Genomic DNA, 15,300 nt, shown 5'->3' on the forward strand with positions numbered 1-15,300 from the left:
ACGCGAGGGTCAGCCTTTGGACTTCGCGATCTTGGAGCGAACGACCGCCGAGCGTTCCTGGTCGGCCAGGAAGATGCGGATCCGCTGGATGTTCTTTTGGGACTCGGGAATCAGGACCTTGTCGAACAGGTTCACGCGCTGGGTGACGCGGCGTCCCGCCGCCTGCAGCGCTGCGACGCGACGCGTCTGAACGTCCAGGCGCGCACGGAGTTCCGCGGTTCGACGGAGGGCGTCGACGAACAGATCGACCCAGAACGGCGTGGCGAGCGTGGAGTACGGGAGGACCGAGATCTTCAGCGCGCGGAGCGCCGGTAGCTTTTCGCCAGCGACGTTCTCGATGCCCAGTTCCAGCGCTTCCACGCGAACGAGCTTCGAAAGGTCGCGCGTCGCGAGCGTGGAACTTCCGAGAAGGGGATAGAGATTTTCGAGTTCCCGATCGAGTCGCGTCGCTTCCTGCCGAAGCTCCGCGTGCTCCACCTCGGCCTTCTTCAGCTCCGCGAGAAGCTGCTGCCGCTTCAGATCGAGCGACGGCAGAAACTTGCGGAACAGTCCCAGCTGGTCGTGCTGCTGCTTCAGCGAGCTTTTATTGAGCGCGAGCGTCATCGCGAGGCCTCTACCGGCGCGGAGGTCTGCTCGCGACGCACGTCGGCGGGATAGTATTTCCGAACGAGCGCGTCCTTCATGAGCAGCTCGTCCGGTTCGAAGCACTCAGCCAGCGTCCGCCAGCAGAGGTCGAGCGCTTCGACGAGCGACATCGAGACGCCCATCTCCATGAACCGCTCGCGGAAGAGGGCGCCGAACTTGAGCTGCTTCACGTCGAACGCCGACAGGTCGAACGCCATCGCCTGCTTCTTCTGGGCCTCGCGGGCTCCAGAATAGAAGCGAATCATGGCGTTCATCACCTGGCTGTGATCTTCGCGCGTGACCTTCCCGATGACCTGTTGCTTCAACCGCGACAGCGAACCGAAGGGGTCGATGACGCCGTCGTGCAGGTAGAACTGCCCCTCGGTGATGTAGCCCGTGTTGTCGGGAACCGGGTGGGTGACGTCGTTTCCCGGCATCGTCGTCACGGCGAGAATCGTCACCGAACCGGCGTCGCGATAGTTGCAGGCGCGCTCGTATCGCACGGCGAGCTGGCTGTAGAGGTCGCCCATGTAGCCGCGGTTCGACGGCACGCGCTCCATCGAAATGCCGATCTCTTTGAGAGCGTCGGCGTACGCGGTCATGTCCGTCATGAGGACGAGCGCCCGCTTTCCCTGCTCGACGGCGAAGCGTTCGGCGACTTTCAGCGCCAGGTCGGGAACCAGCACGCGCTCGACGATCGGATCGGACGCCTGGTTCACGAACATCGTCGTCCGCGCGAAGACCCCCGCCTCCTCGAACCGCGAACGAAAGAAGTGGAAGTCGTCGAAGGTGAGTCCGAGGCCGCCGAAGATGATGACGTCCGCGTCCGCCTGGATGCCGACGCGTGCGAGCAGTTCGTTGTAAGGCTCTCCCGCGACGGAGAAGATCGGGATCTTCTGACTCTCGACCAAGCAGTTGAAGACGTCGATCATCGGGATCCGCGTCTCGATCATCCTCTGCGGAACGACGCGCGTCGTCGGATTGACGGAGGGTCCGCCAATATCGAGATGCGGATCGGACAGAAGCCGCGGTCCTCCGTCGAGCGGCTCGCCGGCCCCGTTGAACGCTCGCCCCAGGATGTTGGGCGAGAACGGAACCTGCATCGGATGCCCGAGGAAGCGGACCTTGGTCGTCGTCGAGAGACCTTTGCCGCCGGCGAAGACCTGGAGATAGACCTCGTCGCCGCGAACCTCCACGGCCTGTGAGATCGAATTCTCGCCGTCCCAGTTCTCGACGACCGCGAGATCGCCGAGACCGACGTCGCTCGCGCGGATGGCGAGGATGTCGCCGACGATGGAGACGACTTGCGTGTATCGGGCGAGTCGGCGAGCCGTGGGGCTGAGCGCTGCCATCACTCGTCCTCCCGAGGCGTCGGCACGCGATAAATGATCGCGTAAAGGACAGGCACGCCGATCATCGTCAGGACCGATCCCAGCGCGAGGCCGAACATGATCGAGACGGCCATCGACACCCAGAATACGTCCTGCAACAGCGGGATCACGCCCAGCACGGTCGTACCCGCGGCGAGCCCGACCGGACGCAGTCGCGAGACCGCCGCCATGACGACGGCGTCGTACTCGGCTATTCCCTGCGACTTGAGTGCGTTGATCTCGTCCAGCAGGACGATGGCGTTCTTGATCATCATGCCGGACAGGCTCATCACTCCGAGCAGCGCGACGAAGCCCAGCGGCTGGTTCATCGCCAGCAATCCGACCGTGACGCCGATGATCGCGAACGGCACGATGGCGACGATGATCAGAGGCGGACGGAAGTCGTTGAACAGCCCCACCAGGATCAGCGCCATCAGCAGGCCCGCCGGGACCATGCCTGGGATCAGCGACAGCTGCGAATCGCGGGAGTCCTCGTACTCGCCGCCCCACTCGATGCGAAAGCCGGGAGGCAGTCCGGCCTCCATCGCCTCGATCTTCGGCTGAATGTCGGCGAGCAGTCGCGAGGCCGGTACTCCGTCCGGCGTGCGTGCTTGCACCGTCACCGTGCGGCGACGATTGAAGCGCCAGATCGAGTTCTCCTCCCAATCCATCTCGACCGAGTCGGTCACCTGCGAGAGCGGAATCGACTGGCCGGACAGCGACGACTGCACCTGCAGGACGTCGACTTGTCCGGGGAATCTACCGCGTTCCTCGTCGGTGTGCCGGACCAGGATCGGATAGAGCTTGTCCTTCTCGCGATACTGACCGACGGCCAGCCCGTCGTATGCGCGTCGCGTGGCGTTCGCGACGTCCTCTCGCGAAACGCCGGTCCAGCGCGCCCGTTCCTGCGAGTAATCGGCGACGACCCGCTTGGTCTTTTGACGCCAGTTCGTCCGCACGATCGCGGCGTTGGGGCTCTCGCGGAAGATCTCCTCCGCCTGGGCGGCGACCTTTCGCATCGTTTCCGTGTCAGCAGAGGACGGTCCAGCGACGCGCAGCTCCACCGTCCAGGTGTTGGCCGGCCCCAAGCCATACCGACGAACGACCGGCTGCGCTTGCGGCACGTTCTCCGCGAGCCAGGGATTCATGTTCGCGATCAGCGCGTCGAGATCGTCGAGGGACGCGACGTTGACGATGAACTGGCCGTAAGCCGAGTTCGCCCCTTCCGGTTCGACCGGCAGATAGAAGCGGGGCGGGCCGGCGCCGACGAAGCTGGAGACCGCCTCGACGCCCTCTTGCGCGAGGAGATGCGCCTCGATCCGCTCCATATCCCGGGAGACCGTTTCGATACCGGTCCCTTCCGGCGCCCAGTAGTCGATCATCACCTGCAGGCGAGCGGAGTCCGGAAAGAACGACTTGTCGATCAGCGGGAAGAGCGACAGCGAACCGACGAGAGCGATCCCGAGAACCCCCATGACCGCGAATCGAAACCGGATCGCGAGTCCGAGGATCTTGCGAAAGGCGTCGTAGAAAGCGCCTCCGTACTGACCGCCGTCGGACGTCACCTTCGGAGTCGGCAGCATCCAGATGCAGAGCAGGGGGGTCGCCGTCACCGACAGGACCCAGCTCAACATCAACGAGATTCCGACAACCTGGAACAGCGACGCGCAGTACTCGCCCGCTCCTTCGACCGAAGCGTAAATCGGATAGAACGCGAGCACCGCGATCATCGTGGCGCCCAGCAGAGGCCAGGCAGGCTGGGTCGCCGCTTCGATCGCAGCCTGACGGCGATCCATGCCTCGCTGCAGGCGGGTCAGAACGCCGTCCGCGACGACAATGGCGTTGTCGACCATCATGCCCATCGCGATTACGAGGGCGCCGAGCGACATCCGCTGCAGATCGATCCCGAGCAGGTCCATGCAAAGAAAGGTCCCGATGATCGTCAGCAGCAGGCCGGAGATCCCCACGACCGTCGCCGTCGACAGGCCCATGAAGACCCAGAGCACGACGACCACGATCACGACCGACTCGATCAGACTGATCACGAAGACGTCGATCGATTCGTCGACCTGGTCCGACTGCCAGGAGATGCGGTGGATCTCGATTCCGACGGGCAGCGTCTCCGAGAGCTCCGCCAGCGCAGCGTCGAGCCGCTTGCCGATCTGCACGACGTTCGCGCCGGACTGATTGGCGACCGCCACGCCCATCGCCGGCATGGCGACGTCGCCGGTGACGCCGCTCTTGTAACGCAGACGCGTCGTCGTCGGCTCGACCCAGCCGCGACGGACCTCGGCGATGTCGCGAATCCGCAGCAGCTCGTCCGATTCGCCGCCCGACGAGAGCGTCACGCCGCGAATCGCGAGGTTGCCGATATCGTCCGTCGACTGGAAGGCGCCCGTCTGTTCGACGCGAAGGCGCTCCTCGCTCAGATCGAAGCTGCCGGAGTCGACGACCAGATTCTGTGCGGCCAGCGTCCGCTGGATATCCTGCATCGACAGGCCGAGCTGCGACAGTCGCGTCTCTGACACGTCGAGGTAGATGCACCGCTTCGGAACGCCCCAGAGTTCGACGCGAGCGACGCCGGGGACGAGGCTCAGTTCCTTCTTGATCTCGTCGACGTAGTTTTCGAGTTCGTCGTACGAGAAACCGTCGCCCGTGACGGCGAGCAGAAAGCCGTAGACGTCGCCGAAATCGTCGCCTACCGCCGGGATGCCGCTTCCGGGCGGCAGCGACGGCGTCACGTCATGCACCTTCCGCCGCAGCTCGTCCCAGATCTGCGGAAGCTGTTCCGCGGGATACTGCGGAAGGATCTCGACCTTGATCGAGGAGAAGCCCGGCTTGGAGACGGACTCGACCTTCTCGATCTGCGGCATCTTCTGGATCGCGATCTCGATCCGGTCGGTCACCTCCAGTTCGACTTCTTCGGCGCTAGCGCCGGGATAGACCGTCGTGACGGTCGCGTTCTTGATCGTGAACTCCGGGTCTTCGAGTTGACCGAGAGCGAAGAACGCTCCCAGCCCGCCGACGACGAGAAGTACCATCGCGAAGCCGACGACGGCGCTCTTGTTGACGCTTTCGCCTGCCAGGCTCATGACGCATCGCCTCCCGCGTCAGCCGTCTTCGACTGAACCTTCTGGTTCTCCGCCAGGAAGTGAGCGCCGGCGGTAACGACGTATTCGCCGGCCTGCACTCCTGCGATCGCGATTCCGTAGGGCGTCGTCTTCAGCGTCTTCACCGCCCGCGACGTCACCGTCTGGGAGTCAGGATCGAGAATCCAGACCCGCTGCTCGCCGTCCCGTTCGAAGACGGCAGTGGTCGGTACGACGTGTTCGTTCGAGGCCCCCGTTTCGATGGACGTCGAGCGACCCTTGACCGTCCCGGACATGCCGGGCCGTATGTCGAGATCCGCCGGCGGCTGAAACCGCAGCTTCACGGGATACGTCCGCGTCGTCGCGGAGGCCTCGGTTCCGACTTCGGCGATCCGCGCCGGAATTTCGCGATCGGGGAACGACTGCACGATCACGAACGCTTCGTCGACCTGCGGGACGAGGGCGATCAGGTTCTCCGGAATGTCGACGCGAATCTCGAGCTCGGACGAGTTGACCAGTCGCACGACGCGCTGTCGCGGCTGCACGACTTCGAAATTGTCGACGTAGCTCGCCGAAATCGTGCCGTCGAACGGCGCGGTCAACTTCGCGTCCGCGAGTTCGTCTTGCGCCGTGTCGACGGCGGCGGCGAGCGAATCGATCTGCGACTCCTTCGCCTGGATGTCCTCGGGGCGGGCGCCTTCTTCTCCGATTCGCAGCGACTCCTTAGCACGCAGGACGCCGGCGTCCGCCAGCTTCAGCTTCGCCGCGGCAAGCTGAATCTCGGACTGCGTGACGGCGGTCTTGGAGATCTCCTGCAGGTTCAGATAGCGCTGGTATTCCGCCTTCGCGAAGTCTGCCGAAGCCTCGGCCTGCAGGAGTTCGGCCTTGAGCTGCTCGATCTCCTCGGGTCGCGCCTTGCGCAGCGCTTCCAGTTCGCTCTTCGCTTTCGAGAGAGCCGCCTGCGTGTCGCGAAGTCGCACCTCGAAGTCGCGGGGATCGATTTGGGCGACTAGGTCTCCCTTCGCGATCTTCTTGCCGAGTTCGTCGCCTGGAAAGGCGATGATCGGCCCGCCGACGCGGAACGAAAGCTCGACCGCGTCGACGGCCTCCGTGGTTCCGGGGAAGGAACGACCTGTCAGCGCCGGTCCGTCGCCGATCCGCATGGCCCGCACCGGTCGTACGGCGGCGGGTTCGGGCTCCGCCTTCTGGCAACCGAGGAGAAGCGTCGCCGCGGCGAGCGCAGCGATATACGCTGCTGAAATCGGACGCTTGCGTTGCGTCATGGCGAAGAGTCGGACGATGCGGCGCTGAAGGAGCTCTCGATCGGCTCCTCTCGGTGGTCGCCCCATCCTCACGCCTGCCGGGTCGTCCAGATATTGGACCTTAGTCCCATGCGGCGTTCATGCGCCGAATCTTCAAGTCGCCTGCGCCGCGGCGTTCTCGACGGCCTGCAGGAACCCGTCGTCCGAGAGCGGCTTCACGAAGAATCCCGCAACTCCCAGGGATCGCGCGTCGTTCCGCACCCGTTCATCGTCGTTCGCGGTGATGAGGATCACCGGGACATCCCTCGAACGCTGCACGAGATACGCCGCAAGTTCGAGCCCGCTCATGCCGGGGAGGCCGACGTCGACGATCAAGCATCTCGGCGCCGGCGGACTGGCGGCAAGGTAGGATTCTGCGTCGACGAAGGTCTCGACGGCGAATCCGACGGATCGGATCAGACGCCCGAGGGCTCTCGCGACATAGAGGTCGTCGTCGACGATGTGGACGGTGCGGTCGATCTTCGCCACGCACTCCGCGCCGCAGGTAGTGGCGACGCGACGGGACAGGTGTCGGGGATCTCGCCGGCATAATGTGCAGGCAGACTGCGCCCCCTGAGAACAAAAGGTTAGCGACGGCGCCAAGGTCCGCACATTGGCCGAAAGCCGTAGCCGAACGCGAATCTGGTCGTTTCGTGACGCCGGCGTTTGAATTACGAATAAGTCAGCCGAGTCACCGATAAACGCCGGCGATTCGGTCCGTCCCGCTCGGCCCGGCAACGCGCTCTCGGGAGGAATGGGTCCGAGATCGCATCCGGCGACCTAGGACTAAAGTCCCTATGCCGAGCGGACTCGCTCATCGATCATGGCGGCAACTTTTTCCGGCCCGGACGCCTTTTCGATCTCGTCTTCCGATGACGCCCATGACCCGCACGCTCCTATCCTGGCGCCTCTCTGTGGCGGTTCTTCTCCTGACGACCGCGGTCTTGGGCGGTTCGCACGCGCGAGCGCAGTTCAACGCCCTGGCTCGACGCGTTCCGACGCGTTCCAACGCCATCGTCTTCGTCGACGTCGAGCGTCTGCTCGCCTCGCCGGTCGCTCAAAAGGAAGGCTGGAAGGAAAACGCCCAGGCCGCCTTCGAGTCAGGCTTGCTGATCCTGCCTCCGAACGTTTCGCGGTTCGTCGCATCCGCCCAGATCGACTTCCACACGATGGCGGTCACCTCCAGCCTGTACGCCTTCGACACGTCGGTCGAACCGGACGTGCCGAAGATCGCGATTTCGACCGGCGGACAAGTCGACAGCTTCGGAGGGCATCCCGCGGCGGTTCTTCCAGGCGACTACTTCCTGGTCAAGTTCACGCCACGCTTCGCGGTTCTGGGCCATCCTGCGGAACGACAGAACGTGGCGAACTACGTGCGACAGGTCGACAGCAACGGCTTGCGGACTTCGCCGTATCTGCAGGAAGCCGAAGTCTTCGCCGAGCACAACGCCCCCATCACGATGGCGCTCGACCTGACCGACGCCGTCCCGCGCGACTTCATTCGCACGCGTCTCGACGCCATGGAATCCCTGAAGGGGAAGAAAATCGATCTGGACAAGCTTGCCGACGCGATCGCCGGCATTCGCGGACTGACGCTGGGCATCAACGTGGAAGAGGAGATGACCGGTTCGGTGAAAGTCGACTTCGCCGACGACATCAGCATGCTGGGCGAATCGGCCAAGCCGCTGCTGCTCGAGGTTCTGAGCCACCGCGGCCTGATGATCGACGAACTGGAAGACTGGACGTATCAGACGAACGGCAAGTCGATCCGACTGATCGGCACGCTCGAGAGGAGCGGTCTGCGGCGGATCATGAGCCTCATTCCCGTCCCCCCGCCGCTGCAGCACGCGCGCGAAGCCGCCTCCCAGGTTTCCGACGAAGAGACGCAGAAGCGAATGATCGTCGCCGCGTCGCAGAACTACTTTAAGAGCGTCGACTCGCTCGTGCAGGATCTCAAGAAGGACAAGAAAGGTCGTTCGACCCGCGGGCAAACCGCCGTCTTCTTCGATCGCTACGCGGACCAGGTCGATCGGCTCTCTTCGCTCGACGTCGATCCGTATCTGCTCGACCTGGGGCAGTACGTTTCCAAGTCGCTGCGTTCAGGTTCGGGAAGCGTTCGCACGGCGCTCGTCAGCGGCACGGTCGCCGCACAGAACGTTCCGCAGTCGTACGACTACTACTCGTGGTACACCCCGATCGGCGTCGTGGGCAGCGACCCTTACACGGGCGCCGGCGGCGGGGCATACGGCTGGGGCGGATGGGCGGCGGTGCCGGATGTCCGCGAAACGCAGCAAGCGCAGACGAAGGCCCGCTTCCAGCAGGAGGTCCAGGGCGACATGAGCGCGAACGAGATTCTGCAACAGATCGACAAGGCGCTCGGCGACACCCGGCGAGGGATGACGCAGAAGTACGGGGCGCAGTTCTAACAGGCTCTTCGCAGTGGCCTGTTATCGCTCGCAGGTTCGAGCGAGGGTCTCGGCCATATGCACGAGTTGGGCGAGCGATTCGGCGCCCAACTTGTGCATCAGGTGGCCGCGATGGACCTTGACCGTCTTCTCGGTTACGCCGAGTCGCGCTCCGATCTGCTTGTTGAGCAGTCCCTGGACGACTAGCGAGAAGACTTCGCGCTCTCGCGGCGAGAGCAGCTGCTCCCGGCGGCGAAGGTCGCACGACGTTCTCAGCGCCGATCGGTTCCTGGCATCCCGCTCGAGTCCTAGTCGCACCGCGGATAAGAGTTCGTCGCCGTCGTAAGGCTTCGGCAAGAAGTCGACCGCGCCCGCCTTCATCGCCCGGACCGACATGGGAATGTCGCCATGTCCGGTGATGAAGATGATCGGCAGATCCAGACTTGAGCGATGAAGCTCTTGCTGCAACTCCAGGCCGGTCTGACCTGGCATCTGGACATCGAGCACCGCGCAGCTCGGCAGGTCGGGATGCGCGAAGTTCAGGAACTCCGCAGCGGTCGCGAAGCACTCGGTCGCGTACCCGGCGGAGTGCAGCAGACGCACCGTCGCGGCTCGCACCGAAGCGTCGTCATCGACGACGTACACCACACTCGTAGCGGCGATCATGCATCGGCCTCGCAATGCGGAAGAGTGAATCGGAACGCGGCGCCTTTACCCGTCTTCGATTCCGCGGTGATCCGTCCTCCATGCGCTTGCACGATCGCCCGACAGATCGAAAGACCGGCGCCGATCCCGTTCGGCTTCGTGGTGAAGAACGGTTCGAAGATCGATTCCGCGGCGCCTGGCGCGATGCCGGCGCCGGTATCCCGGACGCAAACGCTCGTTACGCCTGCTCCGTCGGTCTCTGAAATGGGATCGACCCCGACGCTGACGGTCACCGTGCGCACTTCCGCGTCCTGTACGGCGTCGATCGCGTTGAGCACGAGGTTCAACAGCACTTGATGCAGTTGAACGCGGTCGCAGTACGCGAGCGGAACGTTAGGATCCGCCTCTTGTCGAAGCGTGATCCCGCGCGAGCGAGCTTGCCCGGAAACGAGCGAAAACACGTCATCGACCGCCACGCTCAATTCAACCTCTTCCCGCTGCGGAGGCCGATTCTGAATCATGCGGCGAACGCGATCGACGATCCCGCCGGCCCGTTTTCCTTCGGATGCGATCTCGCCGAAGATCTCCGCGATCTCGCCGGGCGCCGAATTGCCGGACTCCACCAAGCGTTGACCCGCTCGCGCGTTGGCCAGGATGGAACAGAGCGGCTGGTTCACCTCATGCGCGATAGCGCTAACCAGTTCGCCGGCTAGCGTGACGCGGCTGATGCGCATCAGTTGCTCGCGCAGTTGCTGCGTCGTCTCGTCCTGGCGACGCCGGCTGATGGCGTTGGCGAAGACCTCTCCGATCAGCCACAGGCGATCGACGAGGTCGTCCGACCAGACGACGTAATCGCGAAACGTGGCGAAGGTCAGAACGCAGCCGAACCGGTCGTCGACGCGCAGAGGGATTGCGAGGTTCGACTTCATCCCGACGGCGATGCAGTGAACTCGCTCCTTGACAGCCTCATCGGGCAGCTCCTCCGGAATGCGTTCGATTCGCACCGGGCGCCCCAGGCGTATCTGCCGCGCGTACCAGGGAAACTGGTCGTCGACGACCTCGCGCGGGAGCTCAGGAATTCCTGCGGCGACGTGGACATGCGAGACGCGCATGTCGCGGCCCAGCAGGTCGAACTCGGCGAAACTGCTCCGGTCGATCTCGAGCGCCTCGCCCAGACTGCGCAGACCGCTCTCGATCAACGCGTCGATCTCGTTGGTACGCGCGTTGACGAAGCTGGCGGACAACTCCAGCAGCAGCTTTTCGAATCGGCGGCTATCCCGGATCGACAGCAACGGCTGTCGCGGAGAAACGAACGCGTCATGGTCGTCGTTCGCCGCGAGAGACGACGGCATGACTGGCGAAAAGTCTGGTTCTAGCGTTTCAGACATCGCCTTGCGCCGACGCTTGGGACGACGCCGCTTCGCTGACAAGCCGGGAAAAGATCGTTCGCCTTGGGGGGGGCGAACTTCAGCGTAGCCGATCGCTCCCCCCATAAATAGTAGAAGATGTTTGCGACGCTGATCGCATGAGCATTGCGCACGCGGGCTCATGCAAGTCATCCGACCTGCTCAATCTATTCACCCGCTCCGAGCGCAGCGGGTGGGCCCCGATACAGCACGCGTCGCTGCACGAACCTGCGAACGCGATATGCAGCGGTCTGTCGGCGCCGCCTGCCTGTACGGCCTATCGCCCGGCCTGGTCCTGCTGCATCATCCTCTGAACGTCGATCACGGCCTGCTGCGAAATGTTCAGCAGCCCTTCCTGGGGTCGGTCGAGATCGGCGATCAGGTAGAGCACGACCGCGAACGCCAGGACAAAGACCGGCATGACGGGCGATCGCCTGGTCGCCGAAAGGCCGCACTGGTAGCCGACGCCGACGAAGGCGAGGGCCGACATGCCGACGAGGACCGCCCAGATGACGAGGGGAATGCGTCCGCGAATGCTGACGTGAAGGCGCCGGTAGTGGATCTCGATCAGATCGTTCAACGAGTCCACGAACAGCGAGGTCATCTCCGAGTCTCGCTTCGCCGCCGCCGATTGCGCCGAGGTCCACAGTTCCAGGTGAAGTTCCTCCGACCGGACGATCGCCGCGTCCAGATCCGCTCTCCCCGCGGATTCGGCGGCCGCCAGACGCTGGTCCACGTACTCCTTCAGGCGCTGCACGACGTCATTCCGTTCCGGCTCGGGCAAGAGCGTCGCCCTCAGATAGACCCGCTCGATCGCGTTCGCTTCGTCGAGCGCGGCTTCTCTCCGGGAATCGAAGCGCTGGGCGGCCAGGCTGAACGTGAAGCCTAGGACCAGCGCGAGCAACGCCAGGATCGAGGCGACCATCGCTCCGACGGGCTGGTCCTTTTCATCGGCCCGGTATCCGTGGCGCCAGCGACCGATGCGATACCCCGCTTCCATCGCGCCCCAAAACGCCGCGAGCGCCCCGAGGAACAGGACTGCAAGCGGAATCGCATCGAAGTAGGCCATCCTGGTCGAACACCTTGGAAAAGTCGAATCGAATTCAACGCATGCCTGCCGCTGCGATGCCTGCGACAGCGGCAGGAGTTCAGTTCGCGACGCTCTCGGCTTGCGTCTCCGAAGTTGCATTCGACGACGCCTCGGAGTAGGCGGACTTCCCACGCGCCAGGAGATCGTCAGGCCCCATGGTCGCGAACAGATGGAGCAACCTCGCGATGACGCCGGTCCAGCCGGTCTGGTGGCTGGCGCCGAGGCCCGCGCCGTTGTCGCCGTGGAAGTACTCGTAGAAGAGCAGGCAGTCCCGCCAGTGCGGATCGTCCTGAAACTTCTGCGCGCCGCCGAATACGGCCCGGCGGCCGTCGGCGTCTCGCGTGAAGATCCGCGCGAGACGGTCGGCCAGGTTCTGGGCGACCTGATACAGGTTCATGCGAACGCCGGAGCCGGTCGGGCACGCGACCTGGAAGTCGTCGCCGTAGTAGGCGTAGTACTGCAGCAACGCCCGAATCGCCAGCGCATTGACGGGCATCCAGATCGGTCCGCGCCAGTTCGAGTTACCGCCGAACATTCCCGTATCGGATTCGGCAGGGAGGTAGGGGACGCTGTAAGACTGCCCGCCCTCCTCGATGACGTACGGATGATCCGCGTGATACCGCGATAGCGATCGAAGTCCGTACGGGCTCAGAAATTCCTGTTCGTCGAGCATCTTCGCGAGCACGCGGCGCAGTCGCGTCTCGTCCAGGATCGACGCCAGCCTCCGACCGTTGACGCCCGGACGAAGCGGATCGTGAATCGCGGCACGAAGCTCGGGCCTGGCTTCCAGGAACCATCGAAAGCGATCGCCCAGAGCAGGCCGAGTCGCGAGGATCGTGCCGTCGAACACCGTCGCCGCGCAGAGCGGCAGGAGGCCGACCATGGACCGCACCTTCAAGCGCTTCGCCTTGCCGTCCGGCGTTCTCAGCACGTCGTAGTAGAATCCGTCTTCCTCGTCCCACATCCCGGCTTCCCCTCCCAGATGCCCCATCGCGGAAGCGATCCAGAGGAAGTGCTCGCTGAACTTCAGCGCCATGTCCTCGTAGTCAGGGTCGGTCAGCGCGAGTTCCGTCGCGATCTCGAGCATGTTCTGGCAATAGAGCGCCATCCAGGCGGTGCCGTCGGCCTGCTCCAGATAGCCGCCGGTCGGAAGGGGCTTGCTGCGATCGAAGACGCCGATGTTGTCCAGTCCGAGGAAGCCTCCCTCGAAGACGTTCCGTCCCGAGCGATCTTTCCGGTTCACCCACCACGTGAAATTGAGCAGCAGCTTCTGAAAGCAACTCTTCAACCACTCGCGATCGCCTTCTCCGCGACGAGCCTTCTCCAGTCGGTAGGCGAAGATCGCCGCCCACGCATGGACCGGCGGATTGACGTCGCCGAAGTTCCACTCGTACGCAGGAATCTGGCCGTTCGGATGCAGGTAGCGTTCGCGGAGCATGAGCTTCAACTGCTGCTTGCCGAAATCGGGATCGGCGAGCGTGAGCGCGAGCACATGAAACGCCAGATCCCACGCCGCGTACCAGGGATACTCCCACTTGTCCGGCATGGAAATGACGTCGCCGTTGTACATGTGGTGCCAGCTCTCGTTTCGCGGCGCCGCCTTGCGCGTCGCTTTGAACGGATCTGACCCGCGCTCCTCCAGCCACTTGTCGACGTCGTAGTAGTAGAACTGCTTGCTCCACAGCACCCCCGCGAGCGCCTGCCGCAGGACGTTCGCCTGGTCTTCATTCAACGCTCCGGGCGTGAGCCCCGCGTAGAATTCGTCCGCTTCCCGCCGGCGATCGTCGAACGTCTTCAGGAACGCTTCGCCGAACGGACCATCGGCGCTGCGGAATTCCGCCGGCGAACGATCCGCGATCCGCAGGAGGAAGGTCGCCGTTTCTCCTGCCCCGACGACGCAGCGTCGACGGAGCGCGACCTTCGTTCCGACGCGGTCCGGATTCACGGCCGCCGCATCGCCGTGAACGACGTATCGGTCGAGGCTGTCCTTCACGTAGGGCGTACGATTCGGCACGCCGAAAATGCGCTCCGTGTTCGTCTCGTTCTCGGTGAAGAGGGCCTCGGCTTCGCCGTGCGCATAGAGATACCGTTCGCCGAATCGCGGATGCGTCGCGCGGATCACGAGCCCCGGTTCGCCGTCGACGAAGCTCAGCGCCGGACGTTCGGAGGCGGAATCCCATGACCACTGGTTGCGAAACCAGAGCGTCGGCAGCAGGTGCAGTTCCGCAGGCTCCGCCCCGCGATTGATCGCCGTGATCCGGACGAGGATGTCTTCCGGAGACGCCTTCGCGTATTCCGCGAAGACGTCGAAGTAGCGATCGTCGTCGAACGCTCCAGTATCGAGCAGTTCGTATTCGCATTCCGAGCGGCTACGCTTGCGATTCGTCTCGACGAGGTCCGCGTAAGGGAACGCCTGATGCGGGTACTTGTAGAGATACTTCATGTACGAATGGGTCGGGGTGGCGTCGAGGTAGTAGTAATACTCCTTGACGTCTTCGCCATGATTCCCCTCGCCGTTGCTCAGTCCGAAGAGGCGCTCCTTCAGAATCGGATCCTTGCCGTTCCAGAGCGCCAGCGCGAAGCAGAGCGTCTGATGGTCGTCGGAGAAGCCGGCCAGGCCGTCTTCTCCCCACCGGTACGCGCGCGATCGGGCATGGTCGTGGGTGAAGTAATCCCACGCGTCGCCTTTCTCGCTGTAGTCCTCGCGAACCGTCCCCCATTGCCGTTCGCTGAGGTACGGGCCCCACTTTTTCCACGGGCGTTCCGACGTCCGCGCTTCTTCGAGACGGATCGTTTCGGCGTCGATGGCGCACCTCGATTTTCTCAGAATGGCAACTGCAGCATGTAGCGATAGTGACCCGGCACTGCGACGAGTTCGCTGTCGTCGGAGAGTTCGTACGGCTCGCGTCGTCGCCAGCCGTCATCCGACGAGTCGAGGGCCCAGAGGTTTCCCTCCGGATCCCGCACGACCCACCGACGGCTCGAAGGCTCGACGTAGATGGACACGACTTCTCGCTTGGTCGTCAACATTCGAACATTCCCTCCGTAGCAGTCGAAGTTCGACGCTTCGTCCGTCGCGCTCGCCAGCGCCGTACGTCGAAGCTTCCTTAACGGACCCATCCCGCGGCAGGAGCTTCCTCGCCCACGCCGCCGGCGTACTTCTCGAACTCCGTGCGGATAGACCGGTCGACGTTCCGCACGGTCGCGACGTCGGTCGCTCCGGAGAGCGAACGACGATCGGGCCGAACTTAGCGAATTCTCCCTCCCCACAGTCGACTCGCCATTAGACTTTGGTCCCATTTCCTCAGAGCGATGCATGAGGGACAAATGGATCTGTCGAATCGTCGGCGATGGAGGAGGCGGCCTATGC

General features: G+C 63.9%; 11 protein-coding genes. 1 reads left to right on the forward strand and 10 read right to left on the reverse strand.

Features of this window, described 5'->3' with window-relative positions; genetic code table 11:
* Positions 1–9 precede the first annotated feature (9 nt).
* From SH602x_RS16645 to SH602x_RS16665, 5 genes are all read right to left on the reverse strand, one after another.
* Positions 10–603, reverse strand: a complete 594-nt coding sequence (locus tag SH602x_RS16645) for a V-type ATP synthase subunit D (protein WP_479473381.1) — start codon at positions 601–603, stop codon at positions 10–12.
* Positions 600–1,976, reverse strand: a complete 1,377-nt coding sequence (locus SH602x_RS16650; protein WP_479473382.1) for a V-type ATP synthase subunit B — start codon at positions 1,974–1,976, stop codon at positions 600–602. The genes SH602x_RS16645 and SH602x_RS16650 overlap by 4 nt, the downstream gene beginning before the upstream one ends.
* On the reverse strand, positions 1,976–5,086 hold the full coding sequence (locus tag SH602x_RS16655; RefSeq protein ID WP_479473383.1) for an efflux RND transporter permease subunit: 3,111 nt from the start codon (positions 5,084–5,086) through the stop codon (positions 1,976–1,978). The genes SH602x_RS16650 and SH602x_RS16655 overlap by 1 nt, the downstream gene beginning before the upstream one ends.
* Positions 5,083–6,366, reverse strand: coding sequence for an efflux RND transporter periplasmic adaptor subunit (locus SH602x_RS16660; RefSeq protein WP_479473384.1), 1,284 nt, complete (start codon positions 6,364–6,366; stop codon positions 5,083–5,085). Before SH602x_RS16660 ends, SH602x_RS16655 begins: the two co-directional genes overlap by 4 nt.
* A gap of 132 nt (positions 6,367–6,498) precedes the next feature.
* Positions 6,499–6,873: a response regulator transcription factor gene (locus SH602x_RS16665; RefSeq protein ID WP_479473385.1), complete on the reverse strand. Its 375-nt coding sequence runs from the start codon at positions 6,871–6,873 to the stop codon at positions 6,499–6,501.
* A gap of 392 nt (positions 6,874–7,265) precedes the next feature.
* Between SH602x_RS16665 and SH602x_RS16670 the strand changes: the two genes are divergently transcribed.
* Positions 7,266–8,810: a hypothetical protein gene (locus SH602x_RS16670; protein ID WP_479473386.1), complete on the forward strand. Its 1,545-nt coding sequence runs from the start codon at positions 7,266–7,268 to the stop codon at positions 8,808–8,810.
* Positions 8,811–8,831: 21 nt separating this feature from the next.
* On the opposite strand, the gene SH602x_RS16675 is transcribed toward SH602x_RS16670, so the two are convergent.
* The 5 genes from SH602x_RS16675 to SH602x_RS16695 all read right to left on the reverse strand — a co-directional run bounded on the left by SH602x_RS16675 (position 8,832) and on the right by SH602x_RS16695 (position 14,960).
* The gene (locus SH602x_RS16675) at positions 8,832–9,455 is read right to left on the reverse strand and encodes a response regulator transcription factor (protein ID WP_479473387.1); all 624 of its coding nucleotides are present in this window, start codon (positions 9,453–9,455) and stop codon (positions 8,832–8,834) included.
* Positions 9,452–10,786 (reverse strand): sensor histidine kinase, encoded by a 1,335-nt coding sequence (locus SH602x_RS16680; protein ID WP_479473388.1) that lies wholly within the window; start codon positions 10,784–10,786, stop codon positions 9,452–9,454. Before SH602x_RS16680 ends, SH602x_RS16675 begins: the two co-directional genes overlap by 4 nt.
* Positions 10,787–11,117: 331 nt before the next feature.
* Positions 11,118–11,909 carry a bestrophin-like domain gene (locus SH602x_RS16685; RefSeq protein ID WP_479473389.1) on the reverse strand — a complete coding sequence of 264 codons (792 nt, stop codon included), beginning with the start codon at positions 11,907–11,909 and terminating at the stop codon, positions 11,118–11,120.
* A 79-nt stretch (positions 11,910–11,988) separates the two neighbouring features.
* Complete coding sequence (locus SH602x_RS16690) at positions 11,989–14,373, reverse strand: MGH1-like glycoside hydrolase domain-containing protein (RefSeq protein WP_479473390.1); 2,385 nt, start codon at positions 14,371–14,373, stop codon at positions 11,989–11,991.
* Positions 14,374–14,753: 380 nt separating this feature from the next.
* Complete coding sequence (locus tag SH602x_RS16695; protein WP_479466973.1) at positions 14,754–14,960, reverse strand: hypothetical protein; 207 nt, start codon at positions 14,958–14,960, stop codon at positions 14,754–14,756.
* Positions 14,961–15,300 lie beyond the last annotated feature (340 nt).

Source organism: Lignipirellula cremea (assembly GCF_056501455.1).

Coding starts and splice junctions, on each gene's coding strand:
- SH602x_RS16685 (WP_479473389.1), bottom strand. CDS start 11,909: ATGGCCTACTTCGATGCGATTCCGCTTGCAGTCCTGTTCCTCGGGGCG.
- SH602x_RS16680 (WP_479473388.1), bottom strand. CDS start 10,786: ATGCCGTCGTCTCTCGCGGCGAACGACGACCATGACGCGTTCGTTTCT.
- SH602x_RS16670 (WP_479473386.1), top strand. CDS start 7,266: ATGACCCGCACGCTCCTATCCTGGCGCCTCTCTGTGGCGGTTCTTCTC.
- SH602x_RS16660 (WP_479473384.1), bottom strand. CDS start 6,366: ATGACGCAACGCAAGCGTCCGATTTCAGCAGCGTATATCGCTGCGCTC.
- SH602x_RS16645 (WP_479473381.1), bottom strand. CDS start 603: ATGACGCTCGCGCTCAATAAAAGCTCGCTGAAGCAGCAGCACGACCAG.
- SH602x_RS16695 (WP_479466973.1), bottom strand. CDS start 14,960: ATGTTGACGACCAAGCGAGAAGTCGTGTCCATCTACGTCGAGCCTTCG.
- SH602x_RS16690 (WP_479473390.1), bottom strand. CDS start 14,373: ATGAAGTATCTCTACAAGTACCCGCATCAGGCGTTCCCTTACGCGGAC.
- SH602x_RS16675 (WP_479473387.1), bottom strand. CDS start 9,455: ATGATCGCCGCTACGAGTGTGGTGTACGTCGTCGATGACGACGCTTCG.
- SH602x_RS16655 (WP_479473383.1), bottom strand. CDS start 5,086: ATGAGCCTGGCAGGCGAAAGCGTCAACAAGAGCGCCGTCGTCGGCTTC.
- SH602x_RS16650 (WP_479473382.1), bottom strand. CDS start 1,976: ATGGCAGCGCTCAGCCCCACGGCTCGCCGACTCGCCCGATACACGCAA.